Here is a 23,456-nt window from a genome sequence, read left to right on the forward strand (position 1 = left end):
TTGCGAACCTCTCTTGCGTTCATTCCGGGTACTGCCGGTCGGTGAGCGCGGCGGCCGCGATCGGGCCGACGTCGCGCAGGGCCGCTTCGGTCATCAGGTCTTCGTGCGGCCAGTCGACTTCGCGCACGGTGACGCGTCCGCCGACGTACGGGGTCCAGTCGGGCAGCTCGTCGGCGGAGGCCGCGCGGACCAGCGTGACGTCTCCGGCGTGGCGCCCCAGCGGACCATCTCTGTCCACTGTGGACACCGCGCGGAGGCTGTGCGCGAGGTCGCCCGCCCGTGCCGGGGTGAGGCCCGCCAGGACCTCGGCCGGGACGGTGTCCTCACCGGGTTCCTCGACGCCGGTCGGGTAGCTGTCGAGCAGCACGAGCGCGCGGACCTCGCGACCGGCGCGTGCCAGCAGGACCGCGACGGCGTGCGCGATCACCCCGCCCAGCGACCAGCCGAGCAGGCACACCGGGCCGGTCGGCGCGGTCTCCGCGATCGCGGCGGCGTAGCGCCCGGCCACGTCCCGCAGCGTCGGCCGGCCGGTGAAGCCGGTGCCCTGCAGGGCGAACACCGGGCGGTCCGGCAGGTGCGGCAGCAGGCCGGCGTAGCGCCAGCCCAGGCCCAGCGCCGGGTGCACGCAGAACAGCGGCGGTGCCCCACCGGTCCGCCGCAGCGGCAGCACGGTGTCCAGCGCCGCGTCGGGCCGACCGCCCGGCTCCGCCAAGCGCGCCGCGAGCGCCGCCGGGGTCTGCGCCTCCAGCACCGCGCGGACGCCCAGCGGCACGCCGAGTTCGGCCCGGACCCGGGACGCGAGCCGGGCGGCGAGCAGCGAGTGCCCGCCCAGGGCCGGGAACGAGTCGTCGGGGCCGACCTCGGGCACCCCCAGCACCTCGGCGAACAGCTCGCACAGCGCCTTCTCGGCCGGGGTGGCGGGTGCCCGCGACGACGTGGCGGCGAAGTCGGGGGCGGGCAGGGCGCGGCGGTCGAGCTTGCCGTTGGGCAGGCGCGGGAAGGACTCCAGCACCACGACGGCGGCCGGCACCAGGTGGTCGGGCAGCAGCCCGGCCAGGCGTGGCCGCAGGTCGGCCGCGGTCTCCCCCGGTGCCGGGACGACGTAGGCGACGAGCCGGCCGTCCCTGGCCACCACGGCGGCCCTGGCGACGTCGGCCAGGCCGGTCAGCACCGCCTCCACCTCGCCCGGTTCGACCCGGTGGCCCCGGATCTTCACCTGCTCGTCCACCCGGCCCAGGAACTCGACGGTCCCGAACGCGTTGTGCCGCACCAGGTCCCCGGTCCGGTACAGCCGCCCGCCGGGCGTGAACGGGTCCGCGACGAACCGCGAAGCGGTCTCAGCGGGCCGGTCCAGGTACCCGCGCGCCACGCCCGTGCCACCGACGTACAGCTCCCCCGGCACGCCCGGCGGTACCGGGTTCAACGCCGAATCCAGCACATACGCCGTGGTATTCGCGACCGGACGACCGATGTGCGGAGCCGTGCCCGCCTCGATCCGCGTCCACAACGCATCGACCGTCGCCTCCGTAGGACCATAGAAATTCAACCCCACCACATCAGCGGCAGCGGCCAGGTCCCCCCACAACGCCGACCCCACAGCCTCCGCACCCGTCGCCACAACCGCCGGACGGTGCGTCCCGGTCAACAACCCGTCCGCCACCAACAACTCCAACAACGACGGCGGCACATCCACGAAATCGATACGGTTCGCCCGCACGTACTCGACGATCGCGACCGAATCACCCATCAGATCGTCCGGCAGCACGTGCATCTCGTGCCCCGCCAACATCCACACCAACGGATCCAACGAACCATCAAACGCAAACGACAACACGTTGAGCACACGGACACTGCGCCCCAACGGATCCATCACCGCACGACGATGCGCAGCGGCCAGGTTGGCCAGACCTCCGTGGGTCGCGACGACGCCCTTGGGCCGTCCGGTCGACCCGGACGTGAACACCACGTACGCCGCCGAGTCTGCCCCTATCGGCCCGCTCGGGACGCCCGCCCCGTTCCACGACAACGGATCCGGCCGCACCACGGGCACGTCGAGGTCATCCCGGGTCGTGATCACGACGGCCGGCGCGGCGGCGGTCAGGACGTCGGCGATCCGGCGGGCCGGGTAGGCGGGGTCGACGGGGACCACCACTCCCCCGGCCTTCCACACCGCCACCATCGCCACCACGACATCCACCGAACGCGGCAACACCACCGCAACCGGAACCTCAAACCCAACACCCAACGACACCAAATGCGCCGCCAACCGATCCGACAACCCCGACAACCCACCAAACGTCAACGACACACCACCACACACCACCGCCACAGCAGCCGGATCATGCGAGACGAGGAGGTCCGGTGCGAGCACGCACGGGAACGGTGTGGCGTGGTCGTTCCAGCGGATCTGGCGGTCCGGGGAGGTGCGGCCGATCCGCCCGACCGGCCGATCCGGGTCGGCGGCGAGCGCGGCGAGCACCTCCGCGAACCGCTCGGCGACCTCGGCGGCCCGCCGGGGCGTGATGAGGTCCGCGCGGAACTCCAGCTCGAACGGCTCGCCCGGCACGGCGGTCAGCGTCACCGGGTAGTGCGTGGCGTCCTCGGTGTCGACGGCGGACACCCGCAGGTCCAGCGCGTCGCGCACGCGGTCGATCGCGTCGTCGTCCACGGGGTAGGACTCGACCACCACGAGGGTGTCGAACAGCGGCCCGATCCCGGCGAGCGCCTGCACCTCGGCCAGGCCGAGGTGGTGGTGTTCGAGGGTGGCGGCCTGGGTGTCGTGCAGGCGGCGCAGCAGGGCGGTCGCCGGGTCGGCGGGCCGCAGCCCGACCCGCACCGGGACGGTGTTGATGAACAGGCCCACCATCGTCTCGACGCCGGGCAGGTCGGCGGGCCGGCCGGACACCGTCGAGCCGAACACCACGTCGTCGCGCCCGGTGAGCCGGCCCAGGGTGATCCCCCACGCGGCGTGCACGAGGGTGCTGAACGTGACGCCGGCGGCGCGGGCGCACCCGGCCAGGTCGGTGCCGTGGAACGGAACCCGCAGCCGGCCGGTGCGCGGCGCGGTCGCCGTCGCGGGGGCGGCGAGCAGCGTCGGTTCGGTCAGCCCGTCCAGCACGCCCCGCCACACCTCCAGCGACGCGGCCCGGTCCCGGCGCGCCAGCCAGGCCAGGAAGTCCCGGAACGGCCGCGCGGCGGGCAGCGGCGTGCCCGCGTAGAGGGCGAACAGGTCGCGCAGCAGCAGCGGGGCGGACCAGCCGTCCAGCAGGATGTGGTGGCTGGAGATCACCAGCCGGTGGCGGCCCGGCCCGGTCCGGACCAGCAGGAAGCGGATGAGCGGCGGTTCGTCCATCACGAACGGGACGGCCGCGTCGACCGCGTCCTCCGCCGACACCTCGGTCCACGGCACGCTCACCCGGCGCAGCACCACCTGCACCGCGCCCGCCGGATCGGGGACGAACGCGGTGCGCAGCACGGCGTGCCGGGCCACCAGCGCCTCCGCCGCCGCGCGCAGCCGGGCGCTGTCCAGCGGGCCGTCGAGGTCCACGGCGGTCCGCACGGTGTAGACGTCCTCGCCGTCGAGCGTGGCGTGGAACAGCAGCCCTTCCTGCAACGGCGCGAGCGGCAGGACTTCTTCGACGTTGGAACTCACCGCGCACCCCACTTGGCCTCGAAGGCGTCGAGCCGGCTCTGGTCGATCGACACCAGCGGCATGTCGGACGGCGTGTGCCCGCCGCCCGCCCGTCGCGTGTGGTCGACCAGGGCGCCCAGCGCGGTCCGCCACCGCTCGGCCAGCTCCCGCACGTCGTCGTCGCCGGCCAGCGCCTGCGGGTACGACCAGGTCGCGCGCAGCACGGGCCCGTCGGCGGTGTCCTCGGTCAGCGCGGTCACCTCCAGGCACGCGGGCGCGGGCGCGTCCGGATCGGCGACACCGGCCAGGTCGGCGAACTCGGCGGACTGCGTCCACGGCCCGGAGCGGCCCGAGGTGCCGTAGCGGCCCAGGTAGTTGAACAGGATCGCCGGGGCCGCGTCCGGCAGGTCGGCCCCGGGGGCGAGGTGGCGGAGCAGCCCGTGGCCGATGCCCCGGTCGGGCAGCGCGCGCAGCGACTCCTTGACCAGCTTGACCGCGTCGCCCGCCGGCGCGCCGCCCGCGAGCGCGTCGGCCAGGTCGACCGCCGTCAGGTCGAGCCGCACCGGGTACTGGGTGGTGAACCAGCCGACCGTGCGGGAGAGTTCGGCACCGGGGACGACGTGCTCCTCCCGGCCGTGGCCCTCCAGGTCGACCCGCACCACCGGCCGGCCGCGCCCGGACGCGACGGCCAGGGCCAGCGCGGTCAGCAGCACGTCCTCGACCCCGGCGTAGAACGCCTCGGGCACGGTGGTGAGCACCGCCCGGGACACGTCGACGGGGATGTCGACGCGCGCCGACCGCACGGTGGCGATGGTGTCGCGCACCGGGTCGAGCACGTCGTCCGACGGCTCGACCGACTGCCAGAGCGGCAACTCCGCGGCGCGCTGCCGGGCCGCGGCGACCAGGCCGCGGGCCCAGTGCCGGAACGACGTGGCGGGCGGTGCGAGCCGCCCGGTCCGGTACGCCTCGGCGAGGTCTGGCACGAGGATGCGCCAGGACACGCCGTCGACGACGAGGTGGTGCACGACGACCAGCACCCGGTCGTCGAACGCGACGACCTGGAGCATCACGCCGTGGTCGGGGTCCAGGCGGTCGGCGGCGGCGTCGAGTTCGGCCCGGATGTCGCCGCCGCCGCGCCGCACCAGACCGGCGGTCTCGCCGGCGGGCGGCACGGTCATCGCCCACCCGTCTCCGTTGCGCGTCACCGTGGCGCGCAGCACGTCGTGCGTGCGCACCAGCACGTCGACGGCGCGGACCAGCCGGTCGAAGTCCACTCCGGGGACGTCGAGCACCGCGGACTGGGCGAACCGGCGGCGCAGCCCGTCGCGCGCCAGCACGGCCCGCATGATCGGGGTGAGCGGGACGTCGCCGACCCCGGGCAGCCGCTCCGCGGCGGTGTCGGCGGACCGGGATCCGACCACCACGGCGAGCGCGGCGGGCGTGCGGTGCTCGAACACGTCGCGCGGCGACACCGGGAGGCCGGCGGCACGGGCCTTGGCGACCAGTTGGATGGACACGATGCTGTCGCCGCCCAGCGCGAAGAACGAGTCGTCCGGCGCGACCGCGTCGCGCCCCAGCACTTCCGCGAAGACCGCGCAGAACCGGGCTTCGGCCGCGCTGCCCGGTGCCCGCGCGGGCGTCCCGGAGATCAGCTCGGGTGCGGGCAGCGCCCGGCGGTCGACCTTGCCCGAGGGCATCAGCGGGAACGCGTCGAGGTGGGTGAACGAGGTGGGCACCATGTGGTCGGGCAGCCGGTCGCCCAGCCAGGACGCCACGCCCGCCGGGTCGTGGCCGGGGTGGGCCACCAGGTAGGCCGCGAGCAGCGTCGTGCCGCCAGGCCCGCGCACGGTGGTGACGACGGCCTGGCGGACCGCGTCGTGCTCGCCCAGCGCGGCCTCGATCTCCTGGAGTTCGACCCGCATGCCCCGGATCTTGACCTGGTGGTCGACCCGGCCCAGGAACTCCAGCGTGCCGTCGGCGGTCCAGCGGGCGAGGTCGCCGGTGCGGTACAGGCGCTGCCCGGGAGTCCACGGGTCGGCGACGAACCGGGCCGCGGTCTGCCGGGGGTCGCCGACGTAGCCCCGGCCCAGCGGCAGGCCGCCGGTGTACAGCTCGCCCTGCACCCCGGCGGGCACCGGGTTCAGCGCCGCGTCCAGCACGTGGATGCGGGTGTTGGGGTTGGGGCGGCCGATGCTGATGCCGTGCCGCTGCTCGCCGGCCCGGTAGAACTCGTGGCTGACGCCGATGGTCGCCTCCGCCGGTCCGTACCCGTGGTACATCACCGCGTCCAGTTTGGCGCGGAACCGGTCGAACAGCTCCGGGGTGAGCGCCTCGCCGCCGCACCAGACGTGCTTGAGCGTGCCGCGCACGGCGTCGATGCCGGGCAGTTGCAGCATCAGGTCCAGCATCGAGGCGACCAGGTAGGTGAAGCTGACCCGGTGCCGGGTGATCTGCGCCAGCAGGTACTCGACGTCGCGTTCGCCGCCGGGCTCGGCCACGACCAGGGTCGCTCCGGTGACCAGCGGCAGGAAGACCTCGTTGATGGAGATGTCGAAGCCCAGCGGTGCCTTGAACAGCGCGGCGTCGCCGGGCCCGAAGCCGAGCATCTCCCGCTGCCACAACAGCCGTGCGGCGATCGCCCGGTGCAGGATCATCGCGCCCTTGGGCGTGCCGGTCGACCCCGAGGTGTAGATGACGTAGGCGAGGCCGTCGCCGTGCAACGCCGGAGCGGCGGCCGGCGCGGCGGGCTCGGGCAGCTCGCCGACGAGCACCGGCACGTCCAGCTCGGGCAGTCCCTCGCCGGTCGCGCTGAGCACGGCGCGCAGCCGGGCCGTGGCGTGGATGTCGGCGATGCGCCTGGCGGGCCAGGCGGGTTCGAGCGGCACGAACGCCGCCCCCACCCGTTGGACGCCGATCAGCGCGGCGACCAGCTCGGCGGACCGGTCGAGGTGCACGCCCACGACGTCCTCGCCGCCGATGCCGTGCGCGGTCAGGACGCGCGCCACGACGTCGGCCCGGCGGTCGAGTTCGGCGTAGGTCAGCCGGATCCCGCCGTCCACCACGGCGAGCGCGTCCGGGGTGCGGGCGGCCTGCTCGGCGAACAGGCCGGGCACGGTGACGTCGGGGACCGGGGCGGCGGTGTCGTTCCAGCCCGCCACGAGCCGGTGCCGCTCGACCGGGTCGAGCACGTCGACGCGGGACAGCCGGGTGCCGGGCGCGGACGCCAGGGTGCGCAGCACCCGCACCAGCCGCACCGCCAGGGTGTCCACTGTGGACTGGTCGAACAGGTCGGCGTCGTACTCGACGGAACCGTCGAACGTGCCGTCCGGCCGGGGCGTGAAGTTCACCGCCAGGTCGAACTTCGCGCCGGTCGCCCGGTCGCCGGACACCGGGGTGGCGGTCACGCCGGGCAGGCCCGGCTGCCCGGCGTCGGCGGCCCGGAAGTCCACCATGGTCTGGAACAGCGGGTGCCGGCCCGCGACGCGTTCCGGGTTCACCGCCTCCACGACCCGGTCGAACGGCGCTTCGGCGTGCGCGTAGACCTCCAGCGCGGCCTCCCGGACCCGGGCGAGGAGGTCCCGCACGGTCGGGTCGCCGGTCAGGTCGGTGCGCAGCACGACGGTGTTGACGAAGAACCCGACCAGGTCGTGGACGGCTTCGTCGTCCCGGCCCGCGACCAGCGCGCCGAGCGGGATGTCCGTGCCCGCGCCGAGTTTGTGCAGCAGCACGGCCACCGCCGCCTGGGCGGTCATGAAGTCGGTGGCCCCGGTGTCGCGGCCAAGCGCGCGCAGCCCGGCGACCACGTCCGCGGGCACGGTGAACCGCACCGCGCCGCCCCGTCCGCCGCCACCGGCCGACCTCGGCCGGTCGGTGGGCAGCGGCACGGCCTCCGGCAGCCCGGCGAGCGTGCCGGCCCACCAGCGCAGGCGGGTCGCGAGCAGGCTGTCCGGATCGTCCGCGGCACCGAGCAGGTCCCGTTGCCACAGCGTGTAGTCGGCGTACTGGACGGGCAGCGGCGACCAGTCCGGCGCGTGCCCGGCCAGCCGGGCGGCGTAGGCGGCGGCGAGGTCGCCCAGCAGCGGGCCGCTGGACCACTCGTCGCCCGCGATGTGGTGCACGACCAGGGCGAGCACGTGCTCGTCCGGGGCCTGCCGGAACAGGGCGAGCCGGATCGGCGGCTGCGCGTCCAGGGCGAACGGCCGGGCGGCGAACTCCGCCGGGTCGCCGCCGTCGACCACCTCGAACGGGACCGCCACCTCGTCGGCGACGTGCTGGTACGGGGTGCCGGCGTCGTCCGGGTAGGTCGTGCGCAGGATCTCGTGACGGGCCACCACGTCGTGCAGCGCGGCGCGCAGGGCCCCGGTGTCCAGCGGGCCGGTCAGGCGGACCACGAACGGCACGTTGTAGGTGCCGGTCGGCCCGTCGAGCCGGTGCAGGAACCACAGGCGCAGCTGCGCGGGCGACAGCGGCACGCGCTCCGGGCGTTCCCGGCGGGTCGGCGCGGGCCTGGCCGGGCGCGGGCCGTCCGCCTCCAGCCGCGCGGCCAGACCGGCGACGGTGGGCGCGTCGAACACCAGCCGGACCGGCACGTCGCCGCCGTGTTCGGCGCGCAGCCGGGAGATCAGCCGCGCGGCGAGCAGCGAGTGGCCGCCCAGCGCGAAGAACGAGTCGTCCACGCCGACCCCCGGCACGCCCAGCACCTCGGCGAACAGCCCGGCCACCAGCCGTTCGGCCGAGGTGCGGGGTGCCCGGCCCGAGCCGGTGAACCCCGGCGCGGGCAGGGCGCGGCGGTCGAGCTTGCCGTTGGGGGTCGACGGGAACGCGTCGAGCACCACGAGCGCGGCGGGCACCAGGTAGTCGGGCAGGGATTTCGCCAGCCCGGCCCGGACGTGCTCCGCGTCGACCCCGGACCCGGTCACGTAGCCGACCAACCGGCCGTCCCGCAGCAGCACGACGGCCCGGGAGATCTCCGGGAACGCGGTCAGCGCGGCCTCGACCTCGCCCGGCTCGACCCGGTGGCCCCGGATCTTGACCTGCTCGTCCACCCGGCCCAGGAACTCCACGGTGCCGCGCGCGGTCCAGCGCACCAGGTCCCCGGTGCGGTAGAGCCGCCCGCCGGAGCCGAACGGGTCGGCGACGAACCGCGCGGCGGTCTCGCCGGGCCGGTCCACGTACCCGCGTGCCAGGCCGGCGCCCGCCACGTACAGCTCTCCGGGCACGCCCACGGGCACCGGGGACAGCGCGGTGTCCAGGACGTAGACCCTGGTGTTGAGCACGGGCCAGCCGATGTGCGGTGCCGCGTCGGACGTGATCCGCGTCCACAGCGCGTCGACCGTGCACTCCGTGGGGCCGTAGAAGTTCAGCGCGGTCACGTCCGGGGTCTCGGCGAGGCGGGACCACAGCGCCGCGCCGACCGCTTCGGCCCCGGTGCCGATCACGGCGGGCGGGGCGTCCAGCAGCCCTTCGGCGACCATCGGCTCCAGCAGCGACGGTGGTGCGTCCACGTAGTCGATCCGGTGTTCGCGGACGTGGTCGACGATCCCCGCCGGGTCGCCCATCAGCGACTCCGGCAGCACGTGCATGGTGTGCCCGGCCAGCATCCACAGCAGCGGGTCGACGGAACCGTCGAACGCGAACGACATCACGTTGAGCACCCGCAGCGCGCGGCCCAGCGGGGCCATCACCTCGCGGCGGTGCGCCAGGGCCAGGTTCGCCGCGCCCCCGTGGGTGGCCAGCACGCCCTTCGGCCGCCCGGTCGACCCCGACGTGAACACCAGGTACGCGCCGGACGCGGGCCGGGGCGGGGTCGGCCGGCCGGTGCCCGACCACGGTTCGCCCACGACCAGGACCCGGCCGTCGACGGCGGTGTCCCGGGTGGTCAGCACGAGCGCCGGGGCGGCCTCGGCCAGCACGGTCGCGACCCGGTCGGCCGGGTGCCTCGGGTCGACCGGGACGGCCACCCCGCCCGCCTTCCACACCGCGAGCAGCGCGACCACGACGTCGACCGACCGGGGCAGCACGATCCCGACCCGGTCCTCCGCCCCGATGCCCGACGCCGCCAGCCGCGCGGCCAGCACCCCGGAGCGGGCGTCCAGCTCGGCGAAGGTGAGCCGCTCGGCACCGCAGACGACCGCTGCGGCGTCCGGGACGCGGGCCACCTGCTCGGCGAACAGGTCGACCAGGGTCACCGCCGGGAACGCGGCGGCCGGCCGGTTCCACCGCTCCAGCAGGCCCTCCCGCTCACCGGGACCCATCACGTCCACAGTGGACAGCGGCCGGTCGGGCGCGCCGGCCAGCGCGGCGAACACCCGGCCGAGCCGGTCGAGCAGCGATTCGGCGGTGGCGCGGTCGAACAGGCCGGTGTCGTACTCCAGCGAGCCGAGCAGGCCACCGTCGCGGTCGGCGGTGAAGCCGAACCCGAGGTCGAACTTGGCGGCGGCGGTCGCGTCCGACTCGACCACGGTCACCGCGAGGCCCGCCAGGCCCATGTCGTCCGAGGCCGGGTTCCAGTAGTCGACCAGGGTCCGGAACAGCGGGTGACCGGCCGACCGGTCCGGGTTCACCGCCTCCACGACGCTGTCGAACGGCGCGTCGGCGTGCGCGTAGGCGTCCAGGGCGGTGTCCCGGACCCGGCGCAGCAGCTCGCGCGGGGTCGGGTCGCCGGTCAGGTCGACCCGCAGCACGACGGTGTTGACGAAGAACCCGACCAGCAGGTCCAGCGCCGGGTCGGAGCGCCCGGCGACCAGCGCGCCCAACGGGATGTCGTGGCCCGCGCCGAGCTTGTGCAGCAGGGTGGCGACGGCGGCGTGGGCGAGCATGAGTTCGCTCGCGCCGGTGTCGGCCAGCAGGCTCCGCAGGCCGGCCACCGCGTCGGCCGGGACCTTCGTCCGGACCCGGCCGGCCGGTGCGGGCCGGGCGGGACGAGGTCGGTCGACGGGCAGCGGCACGGCTTCCGGGAGGTCGGCGAGCACGTCGGTCCAGTGGGCCACCTGGCGGGCCAGCGCACTGCCCGGGTCCGAGACGTCACCGAGCAGATCCCGTTGCCACAGCGTGTAGTCGGCGTACTGGACCGGCAGCGGCGGCCACTCGGGCGCGTGCCCGGCACGGCGTGCCGCGTAGGCCGTGGACAGGTCGCGCAGCAACGGACCGGTGGACCAGTCGTCGCCCGCGATGTGGTGCACCACGAGCGACAGCACGTGGTCCTGGCCCAGCTTCAGCAGCGTCGCCCGGATCGGGACCTCCGACTCCAGGTCGAACGGGCGGGCGGTGGCCGCCGCCAAGTCGTGCGCCAGGGTGTCCTCGGTGGTGACGGCCTCGGTGAACGGGGGCGTCACGGCGTGCAGCACGCGCTGCTCCGGGGTTCCGTCGGACTCCGGGAACACCGTGCGCAGGCTCTCGTGCCGTGCCACGACGTCACCGAACGCCGCGCGCAGCGCCGGGACGTCCAGCTCCCCGGTCAGCCGGGCCGCGAACGGCAGGTGGTAGGCGTCCGACGGGCCGTCGAACCGGTGCAGGAACCACAGCCGGCGCTGCGCCGGGGACAGCGGGACGCGCGCCGGTCGGTCCATCGTGGACAGCGCGGGCGCGGCGGCCGGCGCGAGCGCGTCGAGGTGGGCGGCGAGACCGGCCACGTCCGGGTGGTCGAACACCGCGCGGATCGACAGGCCGCCGCCGAACTCGGCGCGGATGCGGGAGATCAGCCTGGTGGCCAGCAGCGAGTGGCCGCCCAGGGCGAAGAACGAGCCCTCCGCGCCGACCTCCGGCAGGCCCAGGACGTCGGCGAACAGCCCGCACAGCAGGCGCTCGGTCGGCGTGGCCGGCGCGCGCGAGGTGTCGGCCGCGAAGTCCGGGGCGGGCAGGGCGCGGCGGTCGAGCTTGCCGTTGGGCAGGCGCGGGAAGGACTCCAGCGCCACGACGGCGGCCGGCACCAGGTGGTCGGGCAGCCGCTCGGCCAACGCGGCCCGCAGCACGTCCGGGGACGCCTCGCCGGTCACATAGGCGACCAGCCGCACGCCGCCGCTGCCCTCGCGCGCCACCACGACGGCCTGGGCGACCCCGTCCAGTCCACTCAGGACGGTCTCGACCTCGCCCGGTTCGACCCGGTGGCCGCGGATCTTCACCTGCTGGTCCATCCGCCCCAGGAATTCGACGGTGCCGGCGGTCGTGCGGCGGACCAGGTCACCGGTCCGGTAGAGCCGCCCGCCGGAGCCGAACGGGTCGGCCACGAACCGCGAAGCGGTCTCGCCGGGACGCCCGAGGTATCCACGGGCGACGCCGTGGCCACCCACGTACAGCTCCCCCGGCACGCCCGGCGGTACCGGGTTCAACGCCGAATCCAGCACATACGCCGTGGTATTCGCGACCGGACGACCGATGTGCGGAGCCGTTCCGGGTTCGATCCGCGTCCACAACGCATCGACCGTCGCCTCCGTAGGACCATAGAAATTCAACCCCACCACATCAGCGGCAGCGGCCAGGTCCCCCCACAACACCGACCCCACCGCCTCCGCACCCGTCGCCACAACCGCCGGACGGTGCGTCCCGGTCAACAACCCGTCCGCCACCAACAACTCCAACAACGACGGCGGCACATCCACGAAATCGATACGGTTCGCCCGCACGTACCCCACGATCCCGACCGAATCACCCATCAGATCGTCCGGCAGCACGTGCATCTCGTTCCCCGCCAACATCCACACCAACGGATCCAACGAACCATCAAACGCAAACGACAACACATTCAACACACGAACAGCGCGCCCCAACGGATCCATCACCGCACGACGATGCGCAACCGCGAGATTCACCAGGCCACCGTGAGTCGCGACGACGCCCTTCGGGCGACCCAACGACCCGGACGTGAACACCACGTACGCCGCCGAACCAGGACCCACCGGGCCACGGAGAACACCGGTCCCGTTCCACGACAACGGATCCGGCCGCACCACGGGCACGTCGAGGTCGTCACGCGATGTCACGGCCACGACGGGAGCCGCCTCGGCCAGCACCATCGCGATCCGCTCCGCCGGATAGGCCGGGTCGACCGGGACGACCACTCCCCCGGCCTTCCACACCGCCAGCATCGCCACCACGACATCCACCGAACGCGGCAACACCACCGCAACCGGCACCTCAGACCCCACACCCAACGACACCAAATGCGCCGCCAACCGATCCGACAACCCCGACAACCCACCAAACGTCAACGACACACCACCACACACCACCGCCACAGCAGCCGGATCATGCGAGGCGAGGAGGTCCGGGATCACCAGGTCCGGGACGCTCGCCACGGAAGCGGCGGGCACGCGCTCGGCTGCGTCGAGCAGGTCGATGCCCGCGATCGCCGCGTCCGGCCGGGAGGCCAGCGCGCCGAGCGCGGTGAAGACCTTGCGCAGCAGCACTTCCACGGCCGCCCGGTCGAACAGGTCGGTGCGGTACTCCAGCTTGATGCGCAGGACGTCGTCGTCGGGCATCAGCATCAGGGTCATCGGGTAGTGCGTGTAGCCGCGCGACCAGCCGACCTCGGCGGTCAGTCCGCCGCTGCGGGCGGGGTCGAGCAGCCCGGCGTGATCCAGCGGGAAGGTCTCGAAGACCATCAGCGTGTCGAACAGCCGACCGGTGTCGACCCCGGTGACCCGCTGGAGTTCGGTCAACCCGAGGTGCTGGTGGTCCAGCACGGCGGCCTGCGCGGCGTGCAGCCGGGCGAGCACGGTGCGCGCGGACTCGGCGGGCGACCAGCGGACCCGCACCGGCACGGTGTTGATGAACAGGCCCACCATGGCTTCCACGCCGGTCAGCTCGGGCGGGCGGCCGGAGACGGTGATGCCGAAGACCACGTCCGAGCGGCCGGTCAGGTGCCCCAGGACCAGGCCCCACGCGGTGCTCAGCACCGTGTTCAGGGTGACCCCGCAGTCGCGGGCGACGGCGGCGAGGCGGGCGGCGAGGTCGGCCGGCACCACGTCGACCACCTCGGCGGGCAGCGCCGAGCCGTCCGGCCGGTCGGGGCCGGCCAGCAGCGTCGCCTCGTCCACCCCGTCGAGCACCTCGGCCCACGCGGCCAGTGACCCGGGCCGGTCGCGCCGCGCGAGCCAGGCCAGGAAGTCCCGGTAGGGGCGGGGGCGTTCGGGCTCGGAGGTGTTCTCGTACAGGGCGAACAGGTCGCGCACGACCAGCGGCGTCGACCACCCGTCCAGCACCAGGTGGTGGTTGGTGACGACCAACCGGTGGTCCCGCTCCCCCAGCCGCACCAGGGTGAGCCGCAGCAGCGGCGGGGCGGCGAGGTCGAAACCCGCTCGCCGGTCGGCTTCGAGGAACTCCTCCAGCGCCGTCGCGCCCGCGAGGTCGAGGGTGGTGATCACCGGCTGGACGTCGGACAGCACGATCTGCACGGGATCGCCGCCGTCGTCGGTGAAGGCGGTGCGCAGCACGGGGTGCCGGGCCACCAGTTCGCCGGCGGCGGCGCGCAGCCGGTCGACGTCCAGCGGTCCGCGCAGGTCGACCACCAGTTGCACGGAGTAGAAGTCCACCGCGCCGGCGTCGAACCGGGCGTGGAACAGCAGGCCCTCCTGCAACGGCGAGAGCGGCAGCACGTCGTGCAGGCCCGGGTAGCGGCGCTCCCACCGCTGCACGTCGTCCTGGGTGACGCGGACCAGCGGCAGGTCGGCCGGGGTGCGCCCGCCGCCGCCGCGCCGGACGTGCTCGGCCACGGCGGCCAGCGCCTCGGCCCACAGCCGGCCCAGCCCGGCCACCTCGTCGTCGGCGAACACGCCGGACGGGTAGCGCAGCGACAGGTCCAGTTCGCTCCCGGGACGGATCGCGATGTTGGCCACCAGCGCGGCCGCCGCGGGCAGCCCGGGGTCGGCGGCCGGGGCGATGCCGCCGAAGGAGATCGCGCCGAACCCGGTGTCGTCGGCGCGCGGCTCGACGTGCCCGAGGTAGTTCACCAGGATCTGCGGTTCGGGGGCGGCCGGCACCGCGCCGCCGGGAGCCCCGTCCCGGCCGAACCTCAGCAGGCCGTAGCCGATGCCCCGGTCGGGGATGCGGCGCAGGTGTTGCTTGACCCGCTTGACGATCGTCCCCACGGCCTCGCCGCCCGCGAACGCGTCGGCCAGGTCGACGCCGGAGACGTCCAGCCTAACCGGGTACTGGGTGTTGAACCAGCCGACCGTGCGGGACAGGTCCGCGCCGGGCACCAGGTGCTCCTCGCGGCCGTGCGCCTCGATCGCGACCACCGCGGAGGTGATGTCGCGCCAGCGCGCGACGGCCAGGCCGAGCGCGGTCAGCAGGATCTCGTCCGGACCGGCGTGGAACGCGGCGGTCACCTCGTCGAGTCCCGGTACCGGCACGGTGAGCGCGGTCTCCCGGACCGTCGCCCGGGTGTCGCGGACGGGGTCGAGCCTGCGGGTGCCGAGCACCGGGTCGGCACCGGCCAGGACGTCCTGCCACAGCGGCAGTTCCGCCCCCCGGTCGACCCGCGCCAGCCCGAGCGCCCAACCCCGGAACGAGGTCCGCACGGCGGGCAGCGGCTCGCCGGCCAGCGCGGCGGCGAGGTCTTCGGCCAGGATGCGGCACGAGTACCCGTCGGTGACGACGTGGTGGCAGGTCAGCAGCACGCCGACCCCGTCGAACCAGGTGGCCCGCACCATGACGCCGGCCGCGCGGTCGAGCCGGGCCACGGCCGCCGCGTGCTCCTCGGGCAGCTCGCCGACCGCCCGCGCCACCACGTCCTCGGCCCGCACCGCGCCGACCGGCCGCACCTCCAGGCCGGTCGTGTCGGGCATCCGGGCGCGCAGCACGTCGTGGTGGTCCAGCAAGGTCTGCACGGCGCGGACCACGTCGGCGAAGGTTGCGCGGGTGGGCACGAACACCGCCTGCGAGAACCGTTCGAACGGCCCGCCGCGCGCCAGGAACGCCCGCATGATCGGGGTCGCGCCGACCGCGCCGACCGCGCCGACCGCGTCCGGACCGGCCGGGCGCGCGTCCTCGGCGGCGGATCGGGCGAGCGCGGCGAGTTCCGCCACCGTGCGCAGCTCGAACACCTGGCGCGGGGTGAGCGCCAGCCCCGCCGCGCGGGCCCGCCCGACGAGCTGGATGGCCACGATGCTGTCGCCGCCCAGCTCGAAGAACGAGTCGTCCACGCCGACCCGGTCGCGCTTGAGCACCTGCGCGAACAGGTCGGCCAGCAGGCGTTCGGCGTCGTCGCGGGGCGGGCGCCCGGCACGCCGGGCGACGACCGGCGCGGGCAGCGCGCGGCGGTCGAGCTTTCCGTTGGCGGTCAACGGGAGCGCGTCCAGCGCGGTGATCGTGGCGGGCACCAGGTGCGCGGGCAGCGTGCTCGCCAGGTGGCGGCGCACGTCGTCGGCGGTCGCGCCCACGACGTAGCCGGCCAGGTGGGCGCCGGCCGGGCCGTCGGTGCGGACCACGACGGCGGCACCGGTCACGCCGGGCGCGCCCGCCAGTGCGGACTCGACCTCGCCGGGCTCGATCCGGAAACCCCGGATCTTGACCTGGTCGTCCGCGCGGCCCAGGAACTCCAGCTCCCCGGCCGGGGTGCGGCGGGCGAGGTCGCCGGAGCGGTAGAGCCGCCCGCCCGGCCCGCCGAACGGGTCGGCGACGAAGCGGGTCGCGGTCAGCGCGGGGCGGCCGAGGTAGCCGTGCGCGACCTGCGGGCCGCCCAGGTACAGCTCGCCCGGCACGCCGTCGGGCACCGGCCGCAGGCCGCTGTCGAGCAGGTGCACCGCGAAGCCGGGCAGGCCGTGGCCGATCACGCTGGACCGGCCGGCCACGGCGGCGGCGTCGAGCACCCGGTGGGTGACGTGCACGGTGGTCTCGGTGATGCCGTACATGTTCACCAGCGCCGGGCCGTCCGGACGGCGCGCGCGCCAGTCGGCCAGCCGCGCCGGGTCGAGCGCCTCGCCGCCGAACACGACGGTGCGCAGCGCGAGCGGCCGGCCGTGGTCGGCGGCGGCGAGCTGGTAGAACGCCGACGGCGTCTGGTTGAGCACCGTGACGCGGTGCCGTTCGAGCAGGGCCAGGAAGTCCTCGGGCGAGCGGGACACGTCGTGCGGCACCACGACGAGCGTGCCGCCGTGCAGCAGCGGCCCCCACAGCTCCCAGACGGAGAAGTCGAACGCGAAGGAGTGGAACAGCGTCCACACGTCGTCCGGGCCGAAGTCGAACCGCTCGCGCGCGGCGGCGAACAGGGCGACCACGGCGCGGTGCGGCACGATCGCGCCCTTGGGCAGGCCGGTCGAGCCGGAGGTGTAGATGACGTAGGCGGTGTCGTCGGGGGCCGCCCGGCGGCGCGGTCCGGTCCCGGTGTGCCCGTCGGGGCGCAGCACCGGCAGGTCCGCGGCGAGGTCGTGCGCCACGACGGCGACCGGGCGGGCGTCGTCGAGCACGAACCGCAGCCGCTCGGCCGGGTAGTCGGGGTCGAGCGGCAGGTAGCCCGCGCCGGTCTTGAGCACGGCGAGCGCGGCCACGGCGAGGTCCGCCGAGCGCGGCAGGGCGATCCCGACCAGGTCGCCGGGCCCGGCGCCGAGCGCGGCGAGGGCGCCCGCCAGGGCCTCGGCGCGGGCGTCCAGGTCGGCGTAGGTCAGCGCGGTGTCGCCGGCCACCACGGCGACGGCGTCCGGGGTGCGCGCCACCTGGGCTTCGACCAGGTCGACCAGCGTCACGGCGGGCACGTCCAGCGCGGTCGCGGCGCAGCGGTCGAGCAGGAGCGCCGACTCGTCGCCGGAGAGCACGTCCACCGACGCCACCGCGACGCCGGGGTCGGTCGTGACGGCGTCGAGCACCCGCCGGAACCGGGCCAGCAGCAGCCGGGCCGCGCGCTCGTCCACGACGTCCGGGCGGTGCTTGAGGGTCAGCTCCAGGCCGGTCGCGGACGGCATCACCATGAGCGTCAGCGGGTAGTGCGTGGAGATCGGGCGTTCGGGCCGGGCGGCGCGCAGACCGCACGCGGCCAGCGCGGTGTCGATGGCGGCGGCGTCGAACGGGAACGACTCGAACACCACCAGGCTGTCGAACAGCTCGCCCGAACCCGACCAGGACGTGGCGGCGCGCTGGGTGTCGGCCAGGCCGACGTGCTGGTGGTCGAGCAGGTCGGCCTGCGCGCCCTGGAGGCGGCGGGCCAGGTCGGCGACCGACTCGGCCGGGCGCACCGCGACCCGGACCGGGACGGTGTTGATGAACAGGCCGATCATGTCCTCGACGCCGGGCAGGTCGGCGGGCCGGCCGGACACCGTCGCGCCGAACACCACGTCGTCGCGGCCGGTCAGCCGCCGGGTGAGCAGCGCCCACGACAGCTGGACCAGCGTGTTCACCGTGACGCCGAGCTTGCGGGCGGCGGCCGCCGGCGGGTCGGCGGGGATGGTCTGCACGACCTCGTGCGGCAGGACGGCCTCGCGGCCGAGCGCGGCGGGCACGAGCAGCGTGGCGTCCTCGACGCCGTCCAGGGCGTGCTCCCAGGCCCGGCGGGACGCCTCGGCGTCCCGTCCGGCCAGCCACGTCAGGTGGTCGCGGAACGGCCGGGCGGCCGGCAGGCCCGGGTCGCCGCCGTCCGCCGCGTAGAGGGCGAACAGGTCGCGCATGAGCAGCGGGGTGGACCAGCCGTCCAGCACCAGGTGGTGGTTGGTCAGCACCAGGCGGTGGCGGCTCGGGCCCAGCCTCAACGCCATGGCCCGCAGCAGCGGCGGGGTGGACAGGTCGAACCGGGTCCGCCGGTCGGCCGCCACGAGTTCGGCGGCCCGGAGGTCGTCGCCGGTCACGTCGACCTCGGTCCACGGCACCTCGACCTCGCGCAGCACCACCTGCACGGGGTCGCCGACGTCCCGGACGAACGCGCTGCGCAGCGCGGTGTGCCGGCGGACCAGGGCGGCCACCGCCCGACGCATCCGGGCGGTGTCGAACGGGCCGTCGAGGTCGACCACGAGCTGCGCGAGGTAGACGTCCGTCCCGTCCTCGTCCAGCGTCGAGTGGAACAGCAGGCCCTGCTGCAACGGGGACAGCGGAAGGATGTCCTCGATCGCCGAGGGGCTCATGCACGCTTCCATTTCGCTTCGAGGGCGTCGAGCTGGCTCTGGTCCAGGGAGATCAGCGGGACGTCGGACGGGGTGCGCCCGCCCGCGCCGCCGCCGGCCGCGTGCCGGGCCAGGCCGCGCACGGCCGCGCACCACAGCTCGGCGAGGTCGGCGACCTCGGCCGGGTCGAACACGCCGTCGGCGAGCATCCAGTGCGCGACCAGCTCCGGGCCACCGGCGGCGGTCTCGGTGACGGCGTTGACCACCAGGCCCGCGAACAGCGGCATGTCCGGGTCGTAGGCGGCGGACAGCCCGCCGGCCGGGACGGTCCAGCCCGCCTCGCCGGCCGCGTCGAACCGGCCCAGGTAGTTGAACCCGACGCGGGGTTCGGGCGCCCCCGCCACCTCCGGTTCGCCGCGCAGGTGGCGCAGCACGCCGTAACCGATGCCGTGGTCGGGCAGCGACCGCAGGTGTTCCTTGACCCGTTTGACCAACGTGCCCGCAGCGGGCCCGCCGGCGAGCGCGTCGGCCAGGTCGACACCGGTCGTGTCCAGCCGCACGGGGTGCTGGCTGGTGAACCAGCCGATGGTGCGCGACAGGTCGACGCCGGGCACGGCGGCCTCCTGCCGGCCGTGGCCCTCCAGCAGCACGCTGAACGAACGCGCGTCGCCGCGCCACGACCCGACCGCGATCCCGAGCGCGGTCAGCAGCACGTCGTCCACCCCGGCGAAGAACAGCGCGGGGACGGTCGTCAGGACCGCCTCGGTGGTCTCCGGGTCGAGCCGGACGGTGACCGTGCGGACATCCGACCAGGTCTGCTCCCCCAACGCGGGCAACGGATCGGGGCCGTCGAGCACGTCCCGCCACGTCGCGAGTTCGCCCACCCGGTCGGCGGCCCGGTCGCGCAGGCCCTGCGCCCACGCCCGGAACGACGTCGGCACGGGCGGGACCGGCTCGTCGCGGTAGGCGGCGGCGAGGTCTTCCACGAACACCCGCCACGACACCCCGTCCACCACCAGGTGGTGGGCGACGACCAGCAGCCGGGGCGTGCCGGGGAACCACACCGCTTGCAGCACCACGCCCTCGCGCGGCGCGAGGCGGGCCGCGGCGGCCTCCAGCTCGTCCGCCCCGGCCCCGGCGCGGCGCAGCACGTCGGCCGCGCGGACCGACCCGACCGGCCGGAACTCCAGCCCGGCACCGGTCAGCCGGGCGCGCAGGGCGTCGTGGCGGTCCAGGACCGCCTGCAGGGCCACGAGGAGGCGGTCCTCGGCCAGGGCCTCGGGCCCGTCCAGCAGCACCGACATCCGGTGCCCGTCGCCGAACGGCCCGCGCGCGGCGAACGACCGCATGATGGGCGTGGACTCGACCGGGCCGACCCCGTCCCCGGCCGGGGCGGCGACCTCCTGGACCGCCGCGACCCGGGCCAGCTCGGCGGCCGTGGGGTGGGCGAACACCTCGCGCGGGGTGATCTTCAGGCCGGCCTTGCGCGCCCGCGCCACCAACCGGATCGCGACGATGCTGTCCCCGCCCAACTCGAAGAACGACTCCTCCACACCCACCGAATCGCGCCCCAGCACCTCGGCGAACAACCCGGCCAGCCGGGACTCGACGCCGTCCGGGGCGGGCCGGACACCGGGCAGCGCGGCCAGCTTCGCCGGCGTCGGGTGCGCGAACACGTCCCGGGGCGTGATCTTCACGCCCGCCTTGCGCGCCCGCGCCACCAACCGGATCGCGACGATGCTGTCCCCGCCCAACTCGAAGAACGACTCCTCCACACCCACCGAGTCGCGCTTGAGCGCCTCGGCGAACAGCCCGGCGAACACGGCCTCCAGCCCGCCCGACGCGGTCCGGGCGGTCGGGGCGGCGGCGAAGTCGGGCGCGGGCAGCGCGCGGCGGTCGAGCTTCCCGGACGGGGACAGCGGAAGCCGCGCCAGCGGCACGAACGCGGCGGGCACCAGGTGCTCGGGCAGCGACGCGGCGACGTGGGCGCGCAGCGCGGCGGCGTCCACCGGCCGGCCGACCACGTAGGCCGCCAGGTACGTGCCGCCGGGGCCGTCCGAGCGGGCGACCACCGCGGCCCGGTCGACGTCCGGGTGCGCCCGCAGCACGGCCTCGACCTCGCCGGGTTCCACCCGGTGGCCCCGGATCTTGACCTGGTCGTCCGTTCGGCCGCGGAACTCCAGCGCGCCCGACGGCAGCCGGCGGACCCGGTCGCCGGTGCGGTAGAGCCGGCCGTCGCCGAACGGGTCGGCGACGAACCGCGTCGCGGTGAGGCCGGGCCGGTCGAGGTAGCCGCGCGCGTCCTGCGCGCCGCCGACGTACAGCTCCCCGTCCACGCCGACCGGAACCGGCCGCAGCCGGTCGTCCAGGACGTGGCAGGTGACGTTGTCGACCGGCGACCCCACCGGCACCGGGCCGGGCGCGACGACGCCGTCCGCCGACTCCACCGGGTGCAGCAGGCAGCCCACGGTGGTCTCGGTCGGACCGTACTCGTTGATCACGTCCAGGCCCTCGGGGGCGCGCCACCCGTCGAGCGCCTCACCGCGCAGCTCCTCGCCCGCGATCACCAGCGTGCGCGGCCCGGTGTCGGCGAACCGCACCGACGGCAGCAGCGGCAGGTGGCTCGGCGTGATCTTGAGGAACGTCGCCGCGCCGACCGCGTCGGCGATCGCGTCCGGCGAGTCCGCGCACAGCTCCAGGCAGCCGCCGGTGATCAGCGGGCCGAACAGCGGCGTGACGGTGAAGTCGAACGAGATGGACGAGTGCACCAGGGTGTGCCCGGACAGCCCGTGGAACCGGCGCACCGACCACGCCAGGTGGTTGCGCAGCGCGCCGTGCGACACGACCACGCCCTTGGGCACGCCCGTCGAGCCCGAGGTGTAGATGACGTAGGCCGGGTGCCCGGGCCGCAGCGCGACCTCCGGGTCGCCGGCCGGGTGGCCGGCGGGCAGGCCCGGTTCGTCCACCAGCACGGTCGGCAGGCCGGGCGGGACCGGCAACCGGGTGTCCCGGGTGGTCAGCAGCAGGCCGGGGCGGGCGTCGGCGAGCATGAAGCGGACCCGGTCGGCGGGGTACCCGGGGTCGACCGGCACGTACGCCGCGCCCGCCTTCACCACCGCGAGGACCGCGACCACCAGGTCCGCCGAGCGCGGCACGGCCAGCGCCACCACCGATTCCGGCCCGACGCCCCGCCGCACCAGCAGCCGGGCCAGCGCGGACGCCCGCCCGTCCAGTTCGCGGTAGGTCAGTTCGCGGCCGGCGGCCAGCACCGCGCGGGCGTCCGGGGTCGCCGCGACCTGGCGGGCGAACAGCTCGGGCAGCAGCGGCGGGGCGACCTCGGCGGCGGTGTCGTTCCACCCGGCCAGCCGCGCGTGCTCGTCGGCGGTGAGCACGGGCAGGTCGGCGACCGGCGTGCCGGGGGCCGCGACGGCGGCGTCGAGCAGCAGGTCCAGGTGACCCAGCAGGCGGGCGACCAGCTCGACGCCGTGCGGCACGGCCGGGTGGTTGGCCTCCACGGTCAGGTCGTCGCCGTCGGTCTCCACGGCCAGGGTCAGCGCGAACCGGGCGTCCGGGCCGGGCACGTGCCGGCGCGTGGCCGTGAACCCGTTGCCGCGCAACGGTTCCAGCACGGGCGTGCGCAGCGACAGCACCACGTCGAACAGCCCGGCGTCGCCGCGCCGACGGCCCGGGTCCACCGCGCGGGCCACGTCGTCCAAGTCGACGTCCTGGTGGGCGTAGGCGTCGAGGCACGCGCGCTTGGTGCGGGACAACAGCTCCGCGAACGTGTCGGTCGGGTCGACCCGGACCCGCAGCGGGATGGTGTTGCCCAGGTAGCCGATCACCTCGTCGCCGCCGGGCAGGTCGCGGTTGACCACCGGCGCGCCGATCACCAGGTCGCGGGACCCGGTGTAGCGGTGCAGCAGGGCGGCGACGGCGGCCAGCAGCACCATGAACGTCGACGCGCCGTCGAGCTTGGCCAGGTCCCGCACCCGCCCCGCCGCGCCCGGCGTGAACGCGCGCTGCTGGTCGACGCCGGCGTCGGCGGTGCGCGGCAGCGGCAGTTCCAGCGGTTCGGGCGGGGTGCCCAGGGTGTCGCGCCAGAACGCGAGCCCCGCCTCGCCCGCGGGCTGCGGCGCGAGGTCGGCCAACTGGCGGGCGGGCGGCAGCACGGCGTCCGGCCGCGCGTAGACCGCCATCAGCTCGCCGAAGAAGATGGCGGAGGTGGCGTCGTCCCACGCGATGTGGTGCGCGACCACGACGAGCGTCGTGGCGGCCGGCCCGGTGGTGAGCACGCCGACGCGCAGCGGCGAGTCGGCGGCCAGGTCGAACGGCCGGCTGCCCAGCTCCCGGCACAGCCGGTCCACCTCGGCCTCCCGCGCGTCGGCGGGCAGCCCGCCGAGGTCGTGCAGGTCCACCTCGGGCGGCAGGTCGGCGTGCACGACGTGCGCCACCTCGCCGTCCTCGGCCAGCCGGTAGGTGGTGCGCAGGGCTTCGTGCCGCGCCACGACGGTGCGCGCCGCGCGGGCGATCCCGGCCGGGTCGAGCGGCCCGGTCAGGTCGACCGCGATGCGCACGTTGTAGCCGACCGTGGCCGGGTCCAGCTGCTGCAACGACCACATCCGCCGCTGCCCGGCGGACAGCGACCGCTCTCGCCGCAGCGCGACCGGGGACTCCGCCAGGTCGCGTTCGGCGAGCCTGCGCCGCAACAGCTCGCGCCGCAGTGTGCCGATGTCCGCTCGCCCGTCCTGGGTGGCCACGCTGGGTGCCTTTCGGTCGTGCGACCGGTTCCGCGCAGCGCGGAA

General features: G+C 75.3%; 3 protein-coding genes. All 3 read right to left on the minus strand.

What is annotated here, in order from left to right:
* Positions 1-19 precede the first annotated feature (19 nt).
* From AC0HI0_RS12985 to AC0HI0_RS12995, 3 genes are read right to left on the minus strand one after another with little or no spacing between them, the layout of a single operon-like run.
* Positions 20-3,652, minus strand: a complete 3,633-nt coding sequence (locus AC0HI0_RS12985) for an amino acid adenylation domain-containing protein (RefSeq protein ID WP_480932579.1) — start codon at positions 3,650-3,652, stop codon at positions 20-22.
* Positions 3,649-18,675: an amino acid adenylation domain-containing protein gene (locus AC0HI0_RS12990; RefSeq protein WP_480932580.1), complete on the minus strand. Its 15,027-nt coding sequence runs from the start codon at positions 18,673-18,675 to the stop codon at positions 3,649-3,651. The genes AC0HI0_RS12985 and AC0HI0_RS12990 overlap by 4 nt, the downstream gene beginning before the upstream one ends.
* Entirely contained in the window at positions 18,672-23,411 is a 4,740-nt protein-coding gene (locus AC0HI0_RS12995) for an amino acid adenylation domain-containing protein (protein WP_480932581.1), read from the minus strand. Before AC0HI0_RS12995 ends, AC0HI0_RS12990 begins: the two co-directional genes overlap by 4 nt.
* Positions 23,412-23,456: the final 45 nt, after the last annotated feature.

This window comes from Saccharothrix sp. NBAS 001 (assembly GCF_056640475.1).

What these genes read in the sequence shown, in the direction of transcription:
- AC0HI0_RS12990 (WP_480932580.1), bottom strand. Translation starts at nt 18,675, where the DNA reads ATGAGCCCCTCGGCGATCGAGGACATCCTTCCGCTGTCCCCGTTGCAG.